The sequence below is a fragment of the Flavobacterium sp. GNP010 genome, assembly GCF_056428945.1.
In genome coordinates this window covers 33,917-54,408 of the sequence record NZ_JBWJVK010000026.1, presented here as the reverse complement: position 1 = coordinate 54,408, position 20,492 = coordinate 33,917, and the positions used below count along the sequence as shown (strand labels likewise).

General features: G+C 33.8%; 19 protein-coding genes. 5 read left to right on the top strand and 14 right to left on the bottom strand.

Translation table 11 applies throughout. The features are described from left to right. Window positions 1-122: 122 nt before the first annotated feature. Window positions 123-1,586, bottom strand: a complete 1,464-nt coding sequence (locus AC061C_RS11720) for an aminoacyl-histidine dipeptidase (RefSeq protein WP_478291325.1) — start codon at window positions 1,584-1,586, stop codon at window positions 123-125. Between the two features lie 110 nt (window positions 1,587-1,696). Here AC061C_RS11720 and AC061C_RS11715 point away from each other — a divergent pair, with 110 nt between their 5' ends. Further along, window positions 1,697-2,758, top strand: a complete 1,062-nt coding sequence (locus tag AC061C_RS11715) for a DUF3810 domain-containing protein (RefSeq protein WP_478291324.1) — start codon at window positions 1,697-1,699, stop codon at window positions 2,756-2,758. A 222-nt stretch (window positions 2,759-2,980) separates the two neighbouring features. Here the strand turns inward: AC061C_RS11715 and AC061C_RS11710 are convergent, their stop codons facing one another. Next, a complete protein-coding gene (locus AC061C_RS11710; protein ID WP_478291323.1) occupies window positions 2,981-4,285 on the bottom strand; it encodes an NAD(P)/FAD-dependent oxidoreductase in 1,305 nt (434 codons plus the stop codon). A gap of 195 nt (window positions 4,286-4,480) precedes the next feature. Between AC061C_RS11710 and AC061C_RS11705 the strand changes: the two genes are divergently transcribed. The 3 genes from AC061C_RS11705 (at window position 4,481) to AC061C_RS11695 (ending at window position 6,359) form a co-directional block, all read left to right on the top strand. Then, entirely contained in the window at window positions 4,481-4,909 is a 429-nt protein-coding gene (locus AC061C_RS11705) for a hypothetical protein (protein WP_478291322.1), read from the top strand. Between the two features lie 317 nt (window positions 4,910-5,226). Further along, entirely contained in the window at window positions 5,227-5,730 is a 504-nt protein-coding gene (locus AC061C_RS11700; protein WP_309758835.1) for an RNA polymerase sigma factor, read from the top strand. After that, window positions 5,727-6,359 (top strand): DUF8845 family protein, encoded by a 633-nt coding sequence (locus AC061C_RS11695; RefSeq protein ID WP_478291321.1) that lies wholly within the window; start codon window positions 5,727-5,729, stop codon window positions 6,357-6,359. Before AC061C_RS11700 ends, AC061C_RS11695 begins: the two co-directional genes overlap by 4 nt. 66 nt (window positions 6,360-6,425) lie before the next feature. Here the strand turns inward: AC061C_RS11695 and AC061C_RS11690 are convergent, their stop codons facing one another. Beyond that, window positions 6,426-7,235, bottom strand: coding sequence for a 1-acyl-sn-glycerol-3-phosphate acyltransferase (locus AC061C_RS11690; RefSeq protein WP_417968699.1), 810 nt, complete (start codon window positions 7,233-7,235; stop codon window positions 6,426-6,428). Window positions 7,236-7,362: 127 nt separating this feature from the next. Beyond that, window positions 7,363-8,010: an NUDIX hydrolase gene (locus AC061C_RS11685; protein WP_478291320.1), complete on the bottom strand. Its 648-nt coding sequence runs from the start codon at window positions 8,008-8,010 to the stop codon at window positions 7,363-7,365. Between the two features lie 94 nt (window positions 8,011-8,104). On the opposite strand from AC061C_RS11685, the gene AC061C_RS11680 reads away from it, so the two are divergent. Next, window positions 8,105-8,545, top strand: coding sequence for a DUF4268 domain-containing protein (locus AC061C_RS11680; protein ID WP_478291319.1), 441 nt, complete (start codon window positions 8,105-8,107; stop codon window positions 8,543-8,545). A gap of 91 nt (window positions 8,546-8,636) precedes the next feature. Here AC061C_RS11680 and AC061C_RS11675 read toward each other — a convergent pair whose 3' ends face one another. The 10 genes from AC061C_RS11675 to AC061C_RS11630 form a co-directional block, all read right to left on the bottom strand. Further along, the gene (locus tag AC061C_RS11675) at window positions 8,637-9,005 is read right to left on the bottom strand and encodes a hypothetical protein (protein WP_478291318.1); all 369 of its coding nucleotides are present in this window, start codon (window positions 9,003-9,005) and stop codon (window positions 8,637-8,639) included. A 45-nt stretch (window positions 9,006-9,050) separates the two neighbouring features. Beyond that, the gene (locus tag AC061C_RS11670) at window positions 9,051-9,995 is read right to left on the bottom strand and encodes an NAD(P)H-dependent flavin oxidoreductase (protein WP_478291317.1); all 945 of its coding nucleotides are present in this window, start codon (window positions 9,993-9,995) and stop codon (window positions 9,051-9,053) included. A 12-nt stretch (window positions 9,996-10,007) separates the two neighbouring features. After that, window positions 10,008-11,624, bottom strand: coding sequence for a S8 family peptidase (locus AC061C_RS11665; protein WP_478291316.1), 1,617 nt, complete (start codon window positions 11,622-11,624; stop codon window positions 10,008-10,010). 132 nt (window positions 11,625-11,756) lie between these two features. Then, window positions 11,757-12,944 carry a tRNA 2-thiouridine(34) synthase MnmA gene (gene mnmA, locus AC061C_RS11660; RefSeq protein WP_478291315.1) on the bottom strand — a complete coding sequence of 396 codons (1,188 nt, stop codon included), beginning with the start codon at window positions 12,942-12,944 and terminating at the stop codon, window positions 11,757-11,759. Window positions 12,945-13,016: 72 nt separating this feature from the next. After that, window positions 13,017-13,733 carry a toxin-antitoxin system YwqK family antitoxin gene (locus AC061C_RS11655; protein ID WP_478291314.1) on the bottom strand — a complete coding sequence of 239 codons (717 nt, stop codon included), beginning with the start codon at window positions 13,731-13,733 and terminating at the stop codon, window positions 13,017-13,019. Window positions 13,734-14,009: 276 nt separating this feature from the next. Then, window positions 14,010-15,914, bottom strand: a complete 1,905-nt coding sequence (yidC, locus tag AC061C_RS11650; protein ID WP_478291313.1) for a membrane protein insertase YidC — start codon at window positions 15,912-15,914, stop codon at window positions 14,010-14,012. A gap of 65 nt (window positions 15,915-15,979) precedes the next feature. Next, on the bottom strand, window positions 15,980-17,593 hold the full coding sequence (pyrG, locus tag AC061C_RS11645; protein ID WP_417968711.1) for a CTP synthase: 1,614 nt from the start codon (window positions 17,591-17,593) through the stop codon (window positions 15,980-15,982). 152 nt (window positions 17,594-17,745) lie between these two features. Next, window positions 17,746-17,979: a DUF3820 family protein gene (locus AC061C_RS11640; protein ID WP_309757516.1), complete on the bottom strand. Its 234-nt coding sequence runs from the start codon at window positions 17,977-17,979 to the stop codon at window positions 17,746-17,748. 80 nt (window positions 17,980-18,059) lie between these two features. Beyond that, window positions 18,060-18,461: an OsmC family protein gene (locus tag AC061C_RS11635; protein ID WP_478291312.1), complete on the bottom strand. Its 402-nt coding sequence runs from the start codon at window positions 18,459-18,461 to the stop codon at window positions 18,060-18,062. Continuing rightward, the gene (locus AC061C_RS11630; protein WP_478291311.1) at window positions 18,461-20,419 is read right to left on the bottom strand and encodes an amino acid ABC transporter substrate-binding protein; all 1,959 of its coding nucleotides are present in this window, start codon (window positions 20,417-20,419) and stop codon (window positions 18,461-18,463) included. The genes AC061C_RS11635 and AC061C_RS11630 overlap by 1 nt, the downstream gene beginning before the upstream one ends. Between the last annotated feature and the right edge of the window lie 73 nt (window positions 20,420-20,492).

The window sequence follows — 20,492 nt, the reverse complement described above, 5'->3', positions numbered from 1 at the left end:
GAAAAAAGAGATAAGAAGAACAGTCCTAAAAGAGACTAAAAATTAGTGTTCAGTATTCAGATTATAGTGTTCAGTTTCGTTTGTTACTGAACACTATTTTTTTTAATACTGAACACTGAATACTATTTCACTGGAATATTAGCTAAAATCTCCAATACAAATTTCCAGAATTTCTGAGAAGAAGAAATACTTGCTCTTTCATCTGGGGAATGTGCGCCGTGAATCGTTGGTCCAAAAGAAATCATATCCATATCCGGATAGTTTGTTCCCAGAATTCCACATTCTAATCCTGCGTGACATGCCACTACTTTTGGTTTTTCGCCGTTTTGTTTTTCATAAATTGGAACTAAAACATCTAAAATCTCTGATTCAGAATTTGGTGTCCAACCCGGATAGGAACCCGAAAATTCAACTTCACAACCCATTAATTCAAAAGCAGAACGCAACGCATTCGCCAAATCAAATTTAGAGGTTTCAACCGAAGAACGTGTTAAACATTGTACTGAAAGTTGTCCTTCGCCAACAATTACTTTTGCAATATTGTTTGATGTTTCCACCAAATTGTCAAAATCAGCACTCATTCTATAAACGCCATTATGAGCAGTATACATTGCTCTTACAAAGTAAAATTGAGCAATTGAAGGCATTACTTTAGCAGGAGTTGAATCCATTTTTTCAAAAACAACTTCTAAAGTTGGTTCTGTTGTTTTTAACTCCGTTTTGATTTCGTTTACAATTTGCTGCATGTCAAAAACAAAAGCTTCATCATACACTTCGGCAATAATTACTTTTGCTTGACTTTCACGCGGAATCGCATTACGAAGACTTCCACCTTTTATTTCAGCAATTTGCAAACCAAAATTATCAAAACCATCAAATAACAATCGGTTCATAATTTTATTGGCATTACCCAACCCTTTGTGAATATCCATTCCAGAATGCCCGCCTTTCAAACCTTTCACAGTAATCGTATATCCTACAGATCCTTCTGGAGTTTCCTCTTCATCATACTCCGCAGTGGCCGTAACATCAATTCCTCCTGCGCACCCTATGTCTATTTCATCGTCTTCTTCAGTATCCATGTTCAACAAGATCTGACCTTGCAGGATTCCTCCTTTTAAGTTCAATGCACCCGTCATTCCGGTCTCCTCATCAATAGTAAACAAAGCTTCTATTGCAGGATGCGGTATATCAGTACTTTCTAAAATTGCCATTATAGCTGCAACTCCAAGACCGTTATCAGCACCAAGCGTAGTTCCGCGAGCACGAACCCAATCTCCATCTACATACATATCAATTCCTTGTGTATCAAAATCAAATACAGTGTCCGAATTTTTTTGATGCACCATATCTAAATGTCCTTGAAGCACAATTGCTTTTCGGCTTTCCATCCCAGCCGTTGCGGGTTTACGGATAATTACATTGCGAATTTCATCTTCAAAAGTTTCTAATCCAAGGCTTTCGCCAAAGTTTTTCATAAACGCAATTACTCGATCTTCTTTTTTAGAAGGTCGCGGTACAGCATTTAAATCGGCAAACTTATTCCAAAGCGCTTTTGGTTCCAGATTTCTTATTTCTTGACTCATTTATTAATATTTGAGGTTTTATAGTTACAAAGGTCAAAGTTACAAAGTTTAAATTCTTTATTGATACTAATTGATATTGTAATTATATTTACAAGACTAAAATTCAACTTGTGCGAACAAAATATATTCTTTCTACCCTACTTTTTGTCCAGATACTAGTCCTACAAGTTCTCCCTTATTTTCCGTTACAAGTGGAACAATTTTATAGCAACGGTTTCTATCCAATAGTTTCACAATTTTCCAGATTAATGATAGGTCGTATTCCATTTTCTCTAGGCGATTTAATTTATGTTGTTGTCATCGCCTTCATTTTGAAATGGTTTTGGAAACAACGAAAATCGTGGAAATTAGAATGGAAAAGCAATATATTATCGCTGTTAAGTTTTGTTTCGGTATTCTATTTTTTGTTTCATTCGCTGTGGGCTTTGAATTATTACCGCCAACCGCTTTTTGAAAAAATGGAAATTAAAAAAGACTATTCTGATGCTGATTTATTGGCTTTTACCAAAAAGTTAATCACTAAAACAAACGCCATTCAAAAACAACTTGCAAAAAATGATAATTTGAAAGTAGTATTTCCTTACTCCCAAAATCAAGTTTTTAAGATGAATTTAAATGGATACAAAAAACTAGCTGAAAAACATTCGTATTTCACCTACAACCATTTAAGCGTTAAAAAATCACTGATTAGTTTGCCCTTGACCTATATGGGTTTTGGCGGCTATTTGAATCCGTTTACCAATGAAGCGCAGGTTAATTATTTGGGCCCAATGTATAGTTTCCCAATGACTGCTAATCATGAAATGGCGCACCAATTGGGTTATGCTAGCGAAAGTGAATGCAATTTTATTGGCTTTCTGGCTTCTGTAAAAAACGATAATTTATACATCAAGTATTCAGGTTACAGCATGGCTTTGCGGTATTGTTTAAGCAATTGGCAAGCCAGAGACGAGGCTATTTTTAAACAATTATTAAAAACAGTTCATCCCGGAATTTTAAAAAACTACAAGGAAAGCGAGCAGTTCTGGAAGCAATACGACACAATTATCGATAAAGGTTTCCATGCTTTTTACGACCAATTCTTGAAAGTAAACCAACAAAAAGACGGTATGGAAGGCTACAGCAAATTTGTGAATTTGATGGTGAATTATTATAAAGAAAAAGAGTTTTAGCCGTATCGTTTAAAAGTCAAAAGTCTTAAAGTAAAATGACTATCCTCATACTACTAATTTTTGAGATTGATTTAAATATTCACCTAGAGATAAAGAGAATTTAGAGCGCTATTTGAATGAGTTATTTTGGTTTTTATCGCATGATAATGCACGTAAAAAGTAAAAGTCGAATGACAAACAACTTAAAACACTTTCGACATTTGACTTTAAGACTTTCGACAATTACATTTCATCACTCGTAAAAGTGGTAAAACTTTTCTTTTTGTAAGGTCTAATGATTAATCTTCCTTCACGATCAAAACGAATGTAATTATAGACCCAATTCAGGAATACGACCGCTTTATTTTTGAATCCAATAAGGGAAAACAAGTGAACAAACATCCATACGAACCATGCAAAAACACCACTGAAATGGTATTTTGGCAAATCGACAACCGCTTTATTTCTTCCAATGGTTGCCATAGAACCTTTGTCATTGTATTCAAAAGCTTGCATGGATTTATTTTCAATTAGTTTCACTACGTTTTCACCCAATAATTCGCCTTGTTGCATAGCTGGTTGCGCCATCATGGGATGTCCCTGCGGATAAGTTTCAGATTCCATGGAAGCAATGTCTCCTACTGCAAAAATGTTTTTGTAGCCTACTACTTGACTGAATTCATTGACACGTATGCGTTCTACTTTTTCAACTAAAGAATTACCATCCAATCCTGCAACAAGAGCCCCTTGAACGCCTGCTGTCCAGATTACCGTGGCGGTTTCAAAAGTCAAATCGGAATTTGTGGTAATCGTGCGGCCATCATAATTTGTTACACGAACATTTTTCCAAATTTTCACACCCAAACTGGTTAGGAATTCTTCGGCGGCTTGAGAGGATTTCTCACTCATGGTATTCAAGATTCTGTCGCCACTTTGAATCAAATTAATTTCCATTTTGGCAATATCAAGATCGGGATAATCTTTTTGCAGAATGGCTTTTTTCATTTCAGCCAAAGCTCCTGCAAGCTCAACTCCTGTTGGTCCGCCACCTACGAGAACAAAATTGATGAGACTGTTTTGTTCGGCTACATCGGTGGTTAAAACAGCTTGTTCAAAATTTTCAAGAATCAGACTCCTAATATTCAGCGACTGCGGTATGGTTTTCATGGCCATGCTATTACGCTCAATTTCCTTATTGCCGAAATAATTAGTTTTAGAACCGGTAGCAATAACGAGGTAATCGTAACTTAATTCGCCAATCTCGGCGATTATTTTTTGGTTTTTAGTGTCTATTTCCTGGACATTAGTAAGCCTGAAATAAAATTCATCATATTCTTGAATCACTTTACGGATTGGGTAGGCTATGGAACCGGCTTCGAGTCCGCCTGTGGCTACTTGATATAAAAGAGGCTGAAAAGTATGGTAATTGTGTTTGTCTAAAAGCACCACTTGTACTTTTTTATTTTTTAATTTTTTGGCTAATGCAATTCCTGCAAACCCGCCTCCGATAATAACTATTCTAGGTAAAGTTGAATTTGGGATGTTCATTTTTTAAATAATATAATTAATTACAAAGTTAGGGAAGATTAAAGGAATTAGCATACAATCAATTTTGTGTAAGCCAAAGTAAATGAATTGATTACTAAAAAGGTAATAAAAAAACAAGAAAATATTTGCATTCGATATATTATTACTACTAATTTAGCTACATAATTAATTCTAACTTAAAAAATATTTTCACTTATGAAAAAAAGAATTTCAACTATTGTTGTTTCATTATCAATACTAGTTATGTTAAATAGCTGCGGTGTAATGTTTGGAGGAAGCAAATATGAAGGTACAATTGTTGCTAAAGATCGTCCTAATGCAGAAATTTATGTTGATGGACAAAAAATGGGTAATGGGCAAGTAACCGCATTATTTCCAAGAAACAAATCATTAAATGTTGAATTGAAAGAAGATGGTTGCGAAACTAAAAAACAAACATTTAAAAACGCTTTTAGAACAGGGAATTTTATTCTTAGCGTTTTCTCATTTGGAATATTGGGTATGGGAGTAGATTTAGGAACTGGAGCAGCATACAAACCAGACCACAGAAACAATCCTGCAGTTCAAAAAGTTACTGATAAAAAATACACTTTTAGTGTAGATTATTCTGATTGCAAAAAATAACCAATAATCCTTACGATAAAGTCCTTTATGAAATATTCATAAAGGACTTTTTTTTTATAAAACAAAATTTGATACATTCCATTTAAGGAAAAAGTCTTCAGAAAAATACCCGTGTAAAATAGCCCCGATGGCAATGGAAATCCTTTATTTTTTTATTTTAAAAAAATAAAGATTGTAATGTACAGCGGGACTGGTTTGAATGAAGAAAAAAAAATTTGTGCTCCTGATGGCGTCGCACCATGTAAAGATGAATATGAAAATAATCAATTTAGCGTTTACTTTGTAACAAAATCTACTATTGAAATACTAACGTATATATGAGTACGGACCTAGAACAAACTTTTGTCAAGCAATTGCAAGAAAATCAGAATATAATCCACAAGATTTGTCGATTATATACTAATGGTGACGATGCACATAAGGATTTGTTTCAGGAAATTACGATTCAATTATGGAAAGCTTTCCCAAAATTTAGAGGCGAAAGTAAATTTTCGACTTGGGCCTATCGAGTCGCGCTGAATACGGCGATTACTTTGTACCGAAAAACCAAACGATCCATAAATACAGTTGAATTTGAGGGTCGACAACATTTCCTGAATGATGTAGAATACGATTATGAAGAGGAAGAACAATTAAAATTAATGTACAAAGCTGTTTACCAGCTGAATGACATTGAAAAAGCGTTAATATTTATGTACCTAGAAGATAAGGATTATCAAGAAATATCAGAAACTTTAGGAATTAGCGAAGTAAATGCAAGAGTGAAAATGAATAGAATAAAAGGGAAATTAAAGAAAATTTTAAATCCAATGGGAATATGAAAGAGCTGGATTTATTAAAAAAAGATTGGCAAAAGAGTGATAATTCTTTTAATCAAATATCGGAAACCGAGATTTATAAAATGATTCATAAAAAATCGTCTTCGATTGTGAAGTGGATTTTGATTATTAGCATTTTGGAAGTTTTATTGTGGACTTGTTTGAGTTTTTGTTTTGACTCAGACGGATATTTAAAAAACATCCAACATTCTGAATTAATTGACTATTTTGAGCTAATAAATTATGCCAATTATGCTGTAATTTTGATTTTTATTTTTTCTTTTTATAAAAGATATAAAGTAATATCTACAATTGCCTCAACTAAACAATTGATGCAGGATATCTTAAAGACCAGAAAAACAGTTCAATATTATGTTTGGTATAATTTAGGAATGTTAGTGTTTAGTTTAATCGTAGGTTTTATTATTGTATTTGCCTACAATCCTGAAATGGATGCTTTCAAGCAACAAATAAATAGTAGTGCTAAAATTATGGCTATTACAATTGCAGTTTTAAGTATATTCAGTATTGCGCTATTTGGCTTACTTTGGTTATTTTATCGATTACTATATGGCACTTTACTTCGTCGATTGTATGCCAATTACAAAGAATTAAAGAAAATCGATCTTTAGTGTAAAAAAAAAGTTTTAAAATTCAAAATCATTGAATTTTAAGACTTTTTTTTTAGAATTATATTTTTAATACTCCCATTTTCTTAATTTATTCAATTCCTCTTGTTCTTTAATTTCTTCAGCTGGAATAACTTTTAGAAATGAAGCATGTTGCTCTATTGCATATTCTACTTTTTCTACAATTTCTTCAATGGTATCGTTATCGTAATCAATGTCCAGAGGTTCTTTAATGATAAAAGATTGTAGGATTCCTTTCTTCTTCATGCGTAGTCCTTTTTTATCAAACGAACGGCGAAAACCATCTATAACAATTGGGACAACAATAGGACGATGCTGTTTTATAATATGCGCTGTTCCCTTACGAACCGGCTTAAAAGACTTAGTCGTCCCTTGCGGAAATGTAATAACCCAACCATCTGCCAACGCAATTTTGATATTCTCTGTATCGTTTGGATTGATATCTTTTTTCTCCTTGACATCAACACCTTTGGCGCGCCAAGTCCGTTCTACTGAAATCGCGCCTGCGTATGCCAAAATACGTGGCAAAAAACCAGCTTGCATCGTTTCCTTAGCGGCTACATAATAAATATTCATTTTAGGTTGCCACAAATAGCAAACATTCTTGATAGTATCATCGCGACCACTTAAGCTTGCATTAAAAACATGAAACATCGCAACAACATCAGCAAAATAGGTTTGGTGATTGGAAATAAAAAGTACATTAGTGTCTGGTAAATTTCTAATTATCTCCGAACCCTCGATTTGCAATTCATTAAATCCTCTATACCGTCTGTGCGTTACAACTCCGAAGATTCGGATGAGCCATTTTTTTATAAATAATAGGTGTCCGAAAGGATTTCTCTTCAACAATCCCATAAAATTGTGTGTTTTTTTGTGAATTTGGTCTACAAATTTACGAAAATTATATTTGAAGTTTAGGACACAAACATAACGTTATTATAATAAAACTATAGACCTAATTGCTTTTTTTACTCAAGTATTCCTATTTTCGAATTAGCACCTCGTTTACCACCTCTTTTAACTCACTCATTATCATTGCCGTTGCTCCCCAAACAATATATTCTTCGATTTTAAAAGCCGGAATACTGATGTTATCAGCGTATGATGTGGACATATTTGTGTCTACTACAAGTGCATCATCTAAAAAAACCGACAACGGCAATTCTATAATATGTGCCACTTCAGACGGTTGTGGTGTAAAAACCAATTCTTCCTGACTAATACCCAAAAAAGGATACACCATGAAATTGCTAGGCGGAATATACAATTCAGTAAATGGTTTTAGAATTTCAATTTTATTAGGATGTATTCCTATTTCCTCATGCGTTTCCCGCAATGCTGTTTGAGCAAAATTTTCGTCTTCTAATTCGTATTTTCCACCTGGAAATGCTATTTGAGCAGAATGAACCCCTTCATAGGAATTTCGGACTATTAATACCAAATGTGTTATTTCATTTTTAGGATAAAAAAGCATCATTACTGCGGCTGTTCGCGGTTTCTTATCTGCTATGTTACTACTTCTCAAGCTATCTAATCGTTCTAAAGGAGCCATTTTCTCATGTGCGTCAAAAGCTGGAAGCCTTGCTTGAATTAATTTAGGAACATACTGTAAAAATTCTTGAAAATCCATAATCAAAGTCTATTTTTGCATTTTAAATAGCATATAAATATAGTTTAGAAAATACATTTTCGCAAGTTTTTCTAAAACCAAAAAGTTATCACAAATGTACAGTAAAGAAGAAACACAGCGATTAAAAAGAGAATTCTGGATAGAATTTGCAGAAAAATATCCCAGAAAATGGGTTCTATACGACACTAAAATCAAGGATTTTTCTTTTAAATTTTATGTTGACAATAAAAAAGCGCAAGTGTTAATCGATATTGAGCATCGCAATGACGAAAAAAGAATAGCTTATTTTGAAAAACTCGAAGCGTTAAAAAACATTCTGGAAGAAGAATTTATCAAAGATTTAGTTTTCGAAAAAGAACACACATTAGAAAGCGGCAAAACAATTAGCAGAATTTGGGTTGAAAAACTAGGAGTCGGAGTTAGTAATCGCAACTATTGGGATGAAATATTTGACTTTTATTATGAAAAAATGAATGCTCTGGAATTGTTTTATTTAGAGTATGATGATTTTATAAAAGATATTGAAAAGCTTTAAATTACAAACTCTGTAGAAATTAAAATTTAATAAAAATGCTTCAATTTGAACGATTTAACTAATCAAATTGAAGCGTTTTTTATCCAAATCACTACATATTAAAAATATTATACACAATAATCCGATCTTCATAATTGATATACAATTGCTTCCTATTTTCTTGTTTTTTTCTAGTAATGATAGAAACTGTACAATCTAGGCCTTCATTATCTTTACAAGTAAACGAATACACAATGTCGGTATCATTCTCTTCTATAGGCTGATAATCTATGATTTCAAATAATTGAATAATCTGAGAATAGACTACAATTCTATTTTTATTAGTATCCAAAGAGACTAAAATGTTAACCAAATCTAAATCAGTCCATTTACCCCATTTCCCTTTTTCTGTTTTTTCTAAAACACTAAAGCCGGTGGTTTTAAACTTATAATTTTGCCCATAAGATTGCTGTAATCCCATTAGTAAAAATAAAAATCCGATATATATTTTAGCTTTCGTCATCCTTTAAAAATCAAAATTAATCACCTCTCTCTTAGCTGATTCAAAATCAGTAATCATTTCCTCTATAATTGCAGCGGCTGATTTAATATCATGAATTAATCCTGCTACTTGACCAATCTCTAACTCTCCTTCAATTAAATCACCCTCAAACATACCTCGTTTTGCTCTTGCTCTTCCTAATAATCCAAGTAACTCTTCTTTACTCGGTCCTTTTTCATACAATTGCTGCACATCCTGATAAAATTTATTTTTAATCAAGCGAACTGGAGCAAGCTCTTTTAAAGTCAATTGAGTATCACCTTCTTTTACATTAAGAATTGTTTCCTTGAAATTATCATGTGCTGAAGATTCAATCGACGCTGCGAATCTACTCCCTACCTGAACCCCATCAGCTCCTAAAATCATAGTGGAAAGCATTGCGCGTCCGGTTGCAATACCTCCTGCGGCTATTAAGGGAATTGTAATTTTTTCTTTCACTATCGGAATTAAAGCAAGGGTAGTAGTTTCCTCTCTTCCATTATGGCCTCCAGCTTCAAAACCCTCAGCAACAATTGCGTCGACTCCTGCATCTTGAGCTTTTAATGCAAAAACAGAGCTACTAACTACATGAACAACAGTTATGCCATTTTCTTTCAAGTAAGCTGTCCATGTTTTTGGGTTTCCTGCCGATGTGAAAACGATTTTGACACCTTCATCAACGATAATTTTCATGATTTCTTCGATATTGGGATACAACATCGGAACATTTACTCCAAAAGGTTTTGAGGTGGCCTTTTGACATTTTTGAATGTGTTCGCGCAATACTTCGGGATACATAGAACCTGCACCAATCAAGCCTAAACCGCCAGCGTTACTTACTGCACTGGCTAGTTTATAACCACTATTCCAAATCATTCCGCCTTGGATAATTGGATATTTAATCTTAAAAAGTGTTGTGATTTTATTCATGAACAAATTGAACTATGATTTTTTAATTATTTTCCCTTTTTTTGAAAAACCATCCGTTTCCAAAATATAAAAATAGAACCCTTCTTGTAACGATTTCAAAGAAATAGCTGGTGTTTCCGGAGTGATACTTTGCTCCAGTACTTTTTGTCCTAAAATAGAGTAAATTCCAATTATTCCGTTTGTAAATTTTGCAGGTAATGCAAACGAGATGGTATCACTAGCTGGATTAGGATACACTACAAAATCATCATCATTATTTGATTCGATTGCTAATTGATTACGAACAGCCAAAGCAAAATCAGGTATACCATAGCCATATTGATTATTGGGCGCAGAAAATCTATCTGATGCCTTCACAATTAACTCTCTAATTTCTTTATTTGATTTTTGAGGAAATGCCTGCCACAAACAAGCAACCATTCCCGCCATGATTGGACTAGAAAAAGAAGTTCCATTAGCTGTTACAATATTTCCAGCCGGATCTGATACTACAGCTGCTTGTCCTTGAGCCATGATATCGGGTTTAATTCTTCCATCAAAAGAAGGTCCTCTCGAACTAAACGAAGTCAAAACTTCTAAAGCGTTCACCGCACCTATGGCTAATACCGAAATACCATCTGCAGGTACTGCAATATAAGGATTAGAAGAATTACCGGAATTTCCAGCAGAAGTGACTAACAACATACCTCTACTGAATGCAACTTCTGATCCACGGGTCATAAAAGCAGTGCTTCCATTCATTTCGCTATACGTGTGATTATATGCTTGATTATCAAATTCAAAATACCCCAAAGAGGTATTGATAATATCGACTCCTAAACTATCCGCTCTTTCTGCTGCTTCAACCCAAAGTGATTCTTCAACAGGATTTTCTGAGGCAACATCTTCTGTAATAAATAAATAATAAGAAGCATCTGGCGCAGTTCCCACTAATGAATTTTCCTTGTAGCCTCCCATTGTAGAAAGCACTAAAGTTCCATGTGAATCTGCAGTATACACATTTGGATTACGTGCTACATAATTATAACCACCCAAAATCTGATTGTTGGTTCGTAATCTCTGAAAAGGCTGTGCTGTATTTACACCGGGAAACCCACCATCCATTACTGCAATAATTTTACCCGAGCCTGTAAAGTTTTGTTGGTGTAAAGCTTGTCCGTTGAGCATTTGAATTTGATTCGATGAAGAACCGTAGGCATAGTCAATCTTTATTTTCTGTGTTTTATTTACCTTTTGAGTTTTTGAATTCTTTGCTATTCTTGCAGTTTGGTTTAATGATTTATCCGCAAAATCAACTTTACTCACAAAAGGCAACGAAGCTAAAGCATTAATATTAGCTTGAGATCCACGAATATGAAGCGCATTCAGCCACTTCGATTTTGCCATAACTGTTATCCCCGAAGCATTTTTTACCTGACTAATATACGTTAACTCAACTGGAACATCTTTTAAATCTAATGGTATATTTTGGTTGGTTCTTCGATCCAACGCTCTTTGAGATAGCATTTTTAATGGATCAGAAGTAAACGTTTGAGAATTAGGTTTGCCGTTAAAATAAACCCAAGCATCTTGTTGCGAAAAACCAGTTGCAGTTAGTAGTAAAAAAAGAAAAAGAAAAAATTTTTTCATATTTAAATTCGTTATTTAAAGCGCCTATATTTTCAAATTTCGTGATGATGTATTACTTTTTTTAAATTTTCTTGAATGTACTAAATTTTAAAAAAATCTATTTTTATATCCTATTTTTAATGAAACACTACATTAAGAAATTACTCCTGATCCAACTAATTCTTCCCCTAAATACCAAGCTACAAATTGTCCTTTGGTTATTGCAGATTGTGGTTCATCAAAAGCTACGTACATCCCATTTTCAAATTGATGCAAAGTAGCACGCTGCAATGGCTGCCTGTAGCGAATCCTTGCCATTACTTGCATCTTTTCTCCATTGAGTAAAGATAAATCTTTTCGAATCCAGTGCACCTCTGTTTTATCAATAAATAAGGCTTTTTTGAAAAGTCCCGGATGCTGGCTCGTTAATCCCGTATAAATCGTATTCGTTTCTACATCGGTAGCTATGATAAACAGGGGATCAGTTGTTCCACCCACATTTAAGCCTTTGCGTTGTCCAGTTGTAAAATAATGCGCTCCTTGATGTTTCCCAACTACTTTACCCATTTGCGGAGTATAAAGTAGTGGAGCAGCAACCACTTTTAGCTCTTCTTCAATTGATAAACCTGTGGGGATTTCAGTATTGTAAACCGAATCATTTTTATCGATTTGAATGATTAAGCCTTCTTTGGGTTGCAATTTTTGCTGTAAAAACTCTGGCAAACGTACTTTACCAATAAAACACAAACCTTGCGAATCTTTCTTTTCGGCAGTGATTAGCTCCATTTCAGTTGCTATTTCTCGAACTTCAGGCTTGGTTAATGCTCCAATAGGAAACAGAGATTTCGCTAATTGCTCTTGCGATAATTGACATAGAAAATAAGATTGATCTTTATTAGAATCTGCACCTGCTTTAAGTTGATAAACCGTTTCTCCATTAACTTCGGTTTCACTTTTTTGACAATAATGCCCTGTCGCTACAAAATCAGCTCCAAGACTTAATGCAATTTTCATAAAAACTTCAAATTTTATTTCACGGTTACAAAGAACGTCAGGATTTGGAGTACGCCCTTTTTCATATTCGCTAAACATATAGTCAACGATTTTCTCTTGGTATTCTTCACTTAAATCAACCGTTTGGAAAGGAATCCCTAATTTTTCGGCCACCAATAAGGCATCGTTACTGTCCTCGAGCCATGGGCATTCATTTGAAATCGTTACCGAATCATCATGCCAATTTTTCATAAAAAGTCCAATAACTTCATACCCTTGTTGCTGCAATAAGTACGCTGCAACACTTGAATCTACACCTCCAGAAAGTCCTACAACTACACGCTTCATCTTTAAAAAATTACAATTTTATAAGGAGGCAAAGTTACAAAACATTTACAACAGAACTTGTTAAGAATATCGTTATTTATTTTCGGATTTTGTTGCATTTTCAGGAAAACTCATATTCGTTTCTTTGACTAATTTTCCTTTTTCAAAAAACTGCCAAACACCTGATTTTTTGCCATTTACAAATTGTCCTTTTGAAACAATATTGCCATTTGCATCGCTGAAAATAGCTAAACCATTGTAAATATTATTCTTAAAAATCGACTCTTCTAGAACAAACCCTTTTTCAGTATATTTTTTGTAAAAACCATTTTTCAAATTATTTTTATAATTTATTTCTTCAGCAACCTTACCGCTGATATAAAAAACGGTACGCAATCCATCGAGCTTACCCTTACTATAATTCTCCGTAGTCATTATATTTTTTGAAGCCTGGTGGTAGTATTTCCACTGTCCTTCAAATAATTTATTAACTACTTTACCCTCACTAACTTTATTTTTATTTTGATCATAAAAAATTGTGTAGGCTGAATTGTCTTTTGCATTAAATTCCCTTGTAGCTATGATAGACTTGGCTTTTGTATCATCATAAAAACTAAAAATCCCTACTTCCTTACCATGATCAAACGTCCCTTCGTATCGAGGTCTTTTTGATTCCTCAAAAACGCCTTTCCAGAGTCCATGCTTTTTTCCGTTTACATCCAACTTGTTGAATTCGGTTTGGGCTAAAATATTTTGGCTAAAAAACATTACAGCTAAAAGGACAATAAAATTAATGTGGTGTTTTTTCATTATTACTTAGTGTTTGAACATACTTATGAAACTGATAATTTACATTTTTATTTTAGCAAATTTACAAATTATTTACAAAGAGTACGGATACAACTATAAAGGGCACTGTAACACTGCTGTATTTCTTATACAAATTTCAACTCACTACATATATAACTTTACTTATTTAAAAGTAGAGTTCAAATCCTTAACAGCGATACATACGAAGACCATAACTGTTAATTTGAATTATGTAAACAAAAAAAAAGCTCTCATTTCTGAGAGCTTGTATAGGAATTACTTTTTCTTTTGTTGTGCTTTTTGAGCCTCGGCTTGTTCCATCACTTCTTGAAGTTTTTTCTGGAATTTACCTTGTTTTTTCGGCTCTTTCAACTTATTTTCTTGAATTTGAGCGTGAATCTTATCACTGTCGATAAAGTACCTTTTGATGACAATCATAATTCCGATAGTAATCAAATTTGAAATGAAGTTATACAAACTCAATCCAGCACCGTAACTATTAAAGAAAAACAACATCATTATGGGCGAAACATAAATCATTATTTTCATCATTTTAGCCATATCTGGCATTCCCTCTTGTTGTGGAGCAGCCATTTGTTGATCACCAGATGTCATTTTCATATAAAAGAAAATGGCTATCGCAGCAAGAATAGGAAACAAACTGATATGATTTCCATAAAAAGGAATGTAAAAAGGCAATTTTACAATTTCGTCAAAAGAGGAAAGGTCGTCTGCCCAAAGAAAACTTTTATGTCTCAACTCAAATGCGGATGGAAAAAACTGAAACGAGGCCATCAAAAAAGGCATTTGAATCAATGCAGGTATACAACCAGCCATAGGATTAACTCCTGCTTTGTTGTATAATTTCATTGTTTCTTGTTGCTTTTTCATGGGATCTTTCTTGAATTTCTCACCCAATTCTGCAATTTCTGGACGCAATAACTTCATTTTTGCTTGAGACAAGAATGATTTGAAAGTTATCGGTGACATGGCCAATTTTATCAGTATTGTAAAAATAATAATTGCAATACCATACGCAATATACGATCCTAAGAAACCAAATAATGGTACAAATATAAAACGGTTGATCCACCCGATTATTCCCCAACCTAAAGTTACAATTTTCTCTAAATTCAAATCATAACTAGCCAATGTTTTAAAATCAGATGGCCCCATGTACCAACTTAATTTATGATCAATTTCACCATTAGTAAAGGCTAAAGGAATATTTGCTTTAAATGATTTAGTAAATGTTGTATCTACTTTTTCATCATTCATCAAGTTCGTTGATGTTACTTGCGCCTTTTCAAATGGAGTTTTGGAAACTAATATAGTAGAGAAAAAATGTTGTTTGAAAGCTATAAATGTTGGTTTTTCAAGCAGCTCATTCTCTGTTGCTCCAAGTCCGGCATAGTCTACTTTACCGTCTTTATGCTCAAAATATATTTCGGTATATTTATTTTCGTATGAAATACTTTTTTCATTTCTATTTGCTTTTAGGTTCCATTCTAGATCTAATGGTTTAGCCGTATTCAGTACTTTATTCAATCCTTGTGAACGAATATCAAAACCAATCATGTAATCATTTGGCTTCAAAATATATTTGTACTCTAAGAACTCATTGGCTCCAGCCTTTAATTTCATGGACAAAACTTGGTCTGAACCAATTTTTGTTAATGATGGCTCAAAATACAAATCTTTAGTATTTAAAGTACGATTATCTGAAGTGAGTAATTGTACGTTTAAGTTCGCATTATTATCTTTTATCAGTTGAACTAACTGACCCGAACCCTTTTTGAATTTTTCGAATTTTTTTAAAGTAGCTTCAACAATATAACCTCCTTTGTTGGCTATTGTTAATTTTACCAATTCATTTTCGATAGTAGTCATTCCAGCTTTTGCAGAAGGCAAGGTAGCAGAATAGACAAAATTACCTAATGTTTTTTGCAATTGAGCTAATTGGGTAGAATCTCCAGTTGCTGCTACAGCAATAGCGGCTTTTTCAACAATTTTTGCTTCTATAGCCTTGGCTTTTGCTGTTTTAATCTGTAACTCTTTTTGAGCTTTTTCAGCTGCAACCACTTTTGGATCCGGTTGGTTTTGGTACATGATAAAAACTAAAATACCAAAAATTAAGGCAAAACCGATAATCGAATTGAGGTCAAATTTTTTTTGTTCCATTATTATATTTAAAAGTGTTTAATCTATTAGTACCAAATTTCGGTAAATGTTTCACTACATCCCTATTATTTCTTCTTTGCTTGTACAGCCGCTGCAACAAAATTAACAAAAATAGGGTGCGGATTGGCAACGGTACTTTTGTATTCTGGATGGTATTGCACTCCTATAAAAAACGGATGATCTTTAATTTCTACAATCTCAACCAATCCGGTATCTGGATTTACCCCAGTAGCAAGCAATCCTGCTTTTTGCAATTGTTCTACATAACTGCTGTTGTACTCATAACGGTGACGGTGACGCTCTGAAATAGTCTCTTTCCCATATATTTTATAGGCCAATGATTCTTTCTTGATGTCGCATTTCCATGCTCCAAGTCGCATAGTTCCTCCTTTATCAGTAACTGTTTTTTGCTCCTCCATAAGGTTTACAACCGGATGAGCTGTATGTTCGTTCATTTCTGTTGAATTGGCATCTACAAACCCCAACACATTTCTAGCGTGCTCTATAATGGCCATTTGCATACCCAAACAAATCCCGAAAAACGGAACTTTATTTTCTCTAGCGTATTGTACAGCAGCTATTTTCCCTTCTATTCCTCTTTCCCCAAAACCTGGAGCTACAAGAATCGCGTCTAAATTAGAGAACTTTTCTTTGATGTTGTTGGCATCAATATGTTCTGAATGTATCGAAATTACATTTACTTTGGTTTCATTTGCAGCTCCTGCATGAATAAAGGCCTCCAAAATAGATTTATAACAATCCTGCATTTCTACGTATTTCCCAACTAAACCTATGTTTACCGTATGTTTAGGGTTTTTTAATCGCTTCAGGAAAATATTCCAATTTTTTAAATCTGGAGCTGCTTTTTTAGGCAAATCTAATTTTTTCAAAGCCACTACATCAAGTCCTTCCTCTAACATTAAATTTGGAACCTCATAAATTGTAGACGCATCAATAGATTGAATAACCGCTTCTCTTTTTACATTGCAAAATAAAGCCAATTTGTTACGCAATTCCTCTGAAATTTCATGCTCAGTTCTACAAACTAAAATGTCTGCTTTGATACCGCTTTCCATCAAGGTTTTTACCGAATGCTGTGTTGGCTTTGTTTTCAACTCACCTGCAGCAGCTAAATAGGGCACTAAAGTTAAGTGAATAACAATTCCGTTATGCTCCCCTAATTCCCAAACCAGTTGACGAACCGACTCAATATAAGGAAGGGATTCTATATCCCCTACTGTTCCACCTATCTCTGTAATCACAATATCATAATCGCCAGAATTACCTAGCAATTGCATTCTATCTTTGATTTCATTAGTAATATGAGGTACAACTTGAACCGTTTTACCAAGAAATTCTCCTCTTCTTTCTTTTTCAATAACCGAAAGATAAATCCTTCCAGTTGTAACATTATTCGCTTGGGAAGTTGGAACATTTAAAAAACGCTCGTAATGACCTAAATCTAAATCGGTTTCTGCGCCATCATCAGTTACATAACATTCTCCATGCTCATAAGGATTTAATGTTCCTGGATCTACATTAATATAGGGGTCAAACTTTTGGATGGTTGTACGGTATCCTCTTGCTTGTAACAATTTTGCCAATGATGCTGCTATGATTCCTTTCCCTAGGGAAGAAGTCACACCGCCAGTGACAAAAATATATTTCGTTTGATTCATTCTGTTGTTGTTTGTGTTGTAGTTGTGTAAAAAACTTGGCAAAAATACAATTATAAATTGAGATAAAGCTAATTTGAAAATGAGATAATTTGGAAATTTAAGTTTCCAATCAGACACTAATTTTAACTTCAGAATAGTAGAGATTTCCTAATTTATAGTGGTTTTGGGTATCTTTTTTTAATATTTCGAATCAATTCCTCTAATCCATTTAGCTTCAGCTCGTAAATGAGTTGCAGTTGTTGTCCTAACTCTCCTTTTGGGAATCCTTTATTACTATACCATACCACGTAGTATTCTGGCAAGTCAATGAGGTACCTTCCTTCATATTTACCAAAAGGCATTTTGGTATGCGCTAATTTGATAAGTTGTTTTTGATTTTGTTCCATTATTTATAAAAAAAATCAAGAGACAAGAAACAAGAATTATTAATGAATCTTGTTTCTTGTCTCTTGAAATACAAATCTGTTTATTTCCAGTTAAAACTAATGCGTTTTTCTATTTCAGGGTGCAAACTCAAAAATACTGGACAAGTCATGGCAACTCTTTCAAGAATAGTTTTATTCTTTTCAGCAATAACTCCGTTCATTTCAAATGAAATATCAATCGCTCCAATACGCCTTGGATCTGCATTCATAATTTTAGTAACTACAGCAGTAGAACCCTGTAAATCAACTTCTAAATCGCGAGCTTTTATACCCATAACGGTCATCATACAACTTGCCAAAGCATTCGCAACTGTATCTGTTGGTGAGAAAGCAGCTCCTTTTCCGTTATTGTCTAATGGAGCATCCGATAGTATTTCAGTTCCTGATTGTAGGTGAACAGATAAAGTTCTTAAATCTCCCAAGTACGTTACTTTTGATGTCATTAGTTGGCTTGTTTTATGGTTAAATCGGTATCGTAGTATAAAATATACACGCCTTTATTAATATAGCCACCGTCTTCTTTTTTATAAAATTCGAACTTATTATCGACTTGTTCGGTTGCTGTACTTTCTATAGTTTCTTGGTATTTTTTATCTTGCGACAATCGCATCATCGTGTCAAAAGTGATATCAAATCCGCGTGTTGCAAAAGTGCTCGGATATATTTTATTTTTCCTTTTAAATTCTTTCTCAAAAATCAAGGCTTCAGGCGATTGGTTCTCACGAGTAACAGACGGATACATTAATTTCAATTTGGCCAAGCTCTGAAAATTAATCTCATCAGTGTCTAATGTTTCGTTGGGTTCTAAAATAACCAATTGTACCTTAAATGCTGCCATCGCATTCAACAAAACAGCCATCGTAGCTTTGATCATACCTGTATTTTCTGTTTCCATTACTACATAATTGATACGATCTTTAACAAATAAACTTTTAAGATTTTCGGCAGATACACCACCATTTGCAGTAAGCGTTGAAAACTTAACGTCCTTATGATTTTCTTGAATAAATTGTATCACCGAAACTTTTTTCTTATCTACGACCGCTATAATATTACCATTTTTAGCTCTCATGAAATCGAATACCGCATTTTTAACTACAGTGGTTGTTGGAATCGTTTGCAACATATTACTAAAGGAAGTGCCTGTATCCTTAGATAATGGCGAAATCACCGGCACTTCGTAGCTGTTGAGTAATTCGGCTGTTTTCTCTACGTTACTTTGATAAAAAGGCCCGATTAAAGCAGACGCATTTTCTAAATTATTAGCTTTTATAAGTGCTGCAACATTAGAGCTATTTTTAGTTTCTTGGGAATCAAAAATACTCACATCAATGGCTAGTCCTAATTGTTTAGCCGAATCAATTGCGATCAAAGCGCCAGCATAAAAATCCAATGTCATGTTTAAAAACTTGTCTTTTTTTAGACGCATTGCAGTCGAATTAATCGTATCGCCTTCAATTTTTGAAAGGTTGAAAGGCAAAAGCAAAACCAATTTTTTTCTGTCATTCAAACCGTTTTGTTTTGACAATGAAATATAAGCCTTTATAGTTTCTGGTTCTTGCGGAATAGCAGCTGATGCTGGAACTCTTAAAACCATTCCTACTTCTACACCTTTAGCTAAATCAGGATTTAATGCAATCATTTCTTCTTGCGATAATCCAGCCATTTTAGACAACCTAAACAAGGTTTCTTTTGGCTTAACCGTATACTCTATATATTTAATTTTTGGACTTGGTTCTGGAGTAAGTATTTGTACCATTTCTTTGGCAGGATCCCTAACTGTACTTTTCTCTACTTTTGGTACCGAAGTTGAAGGATTCCCTTTAATAATCAATTTGAAACCAACTGGTAAATTGGCAACTATCTCAGGATTTTTTTTCTCTAATTCATCAATGCTAATATCGTATTTTTTAGCAATGGAATACTTAGTTTCTTTTGGTAAAACTTCATGAAAAACAACTTGATTTTGTACTGAATTTGAAGTCTTCTGACCAATTTGCGTCGGAATGACAAGCGTTTGCCCAATTTGCAATCCTTCTTTTTCCAAAAATGGATTTGCTTTTTTTAATGCTTCGTCTGAAACATCATATTTTTTTTCAATACCATATAAAGTCTCTTTTGGAGCGACATTATGCGTAATTATTTTTGTAACTGGCTTCTTTTGAACCACAACTTTTTGTTGGCTTTTGTTTTTTGGAATCAACAAAATACTATTGTGTTTTAATCCACTTTGTGCATCGGGATTTAATTGAAAGATGTCATATGGAGTAACATTATACTTTTGCGCAATCTGACTGATTGTCTCCCCTTTCTCCACTTTATGAGTCGTCGTTTTCTCTTGTGAAAAAACACTAGAATTAAAAAACAAAGTCATTATACAAGTCGCAAAAAAATATTTCATCCTTTTTATTTATAAATTATTCAATTCTTAATAACGAACGGTATCAAATTTTATTCCAAAAATCTGATACCGT

What these genes read in the sequence shown, in the direction of transcription:
- AC061C_RS11720 (WP_478291325.1), bottom strand. Translation starts at nt 1,586, where the DNA reads ATGAGTCAAGAAATAAGAAATCTGGAACCAAAAGCGCTTTGGAATAAG.
- AC061C_RS11710 (WP_478291323.1), bottom strand. Translation starts at nt 4,285, where the DNA reads ATGAACATCCCAAATTCAACTTTACCTAGAATAGTTATTATCGGAGGC.
- AC061C_RS11705 (WP_478291322.1), top strand. Translation starts at nt 4,481, where the DNA reads ATGAAAAAAAGAATTTCAACTATTGTTGTTTCATTATCAATACTAGTT.
- AC061C_RS11700 (WP_309758835.1), top strand. Translation starts at nt 5,227, where the DNA reads ATGAGTACGGACCTAGAACAAACTTTTGTCAAGCAATTGCAAGAAAAT.
- AC061C_RS11695 (WP_478291321.1), top strand. Translation starts at nt 5,727, where the DNA reads ATGAAAGAGCTGGATTTATTAAAAAAAGATTGGCAAAAGAGTGATAAT.
- AC061C_RS11690 (WP_417968699.1), bottom strand. Translation starts at nt 7,235, where the DNA reads ATGGGATTGTTGAAGAGAAATCCTTTCGGACACCTATTATTTATAAAA.
- AC061C_RS11685 (WP_478291320.1), bottom strand. Translation starts at nt 8,010, where the DNA reads ATGGATTTTCAAGAATTTTTACAGTATGTTCCTAAATTAATTCAAGCA.
- AC061C_RS11680 (WP_478291319.1), top strand. Translation starts at nt 8,105, where the DNA reads ATGTACAGTAAAGAAGAAACACAGCGATTAAAAAGAGAATTCTGGATA.
- AC061C_RS11675 (WP_478291318.1), bottom strand. Translation starts at nt 9,005, where the DNA reads ATGGGATTACAGCAATCTTATGGGCAAAATTATAAGTTTAAAACCACC.
- AC061C_RS11670 (WP_478291317.1), bottom strand. Translation starts at nt 9,995, where the DNA reads ATGAATAAAATCACAACACTTTTTAAGATTAAATATCCAATTATCCAA.
- AC061C_RS11665 (WP_478291316.1), bottom strand. Translation starts at nt 11,624, where the DNA reads ATGAAAAAATTTTTTCTTTTTCTTTTTTTACTACTAACTGCAACTGGT.
- mnmA (WP_478291315.1), bottom strand. Translation starts at nt 12,944, where the DNA reads ATGAAGCGTGTAGTTGTAGGACTTTCTGGAGGTGTAGATTCAAGTGTT.
- AC061C_RS11655 (WP_478291314.1), bottom strand. Translation starts at nt 13,733, where the DNA reads ATGAAAAAACACCACATTAATTTTATTGTCCTTTTAGCTGTAATGTTT.
- yidC (WP_478291313.1), bottom strand. Translation starts at nt 15,914, where the DNA reads ATGGAACAAAAAAAATTTGACCTCAATTCGATTATCGGTTTTGCCTTA.
- pyrG (WP_417968711.1), bottom strand. Translation starts at nt 17,593, where the DNA reads ATGAATCAAACGAAATATATTTTTGTCACTGGCGGTGTGACTTCTTCC.
- AC061C_RS11640 (WP_309757516.1), bottom strand. Translation starts at nt 17,979, where the DNA reads ATGGAACAAAATCAAAAACAACTTATCAAATTAGCGCATACCAAAATG.
- AC061C_RS11635 (WP_478291312.1), bottom strand. Translation starts at nt 18,461, where the DNA reads ATGACATCAAAAGTAACGTACTTGGGAGATTTAAGAACTTTATCTGTT.
- AC061C_RS11630 (WP_478291311.1), bottom strand. Translation starts at nt 20,419, where the DNA reads ATGAAATATTTTTTTGCGACTTGTATAATGACTTTGTTTTTTAATTCT.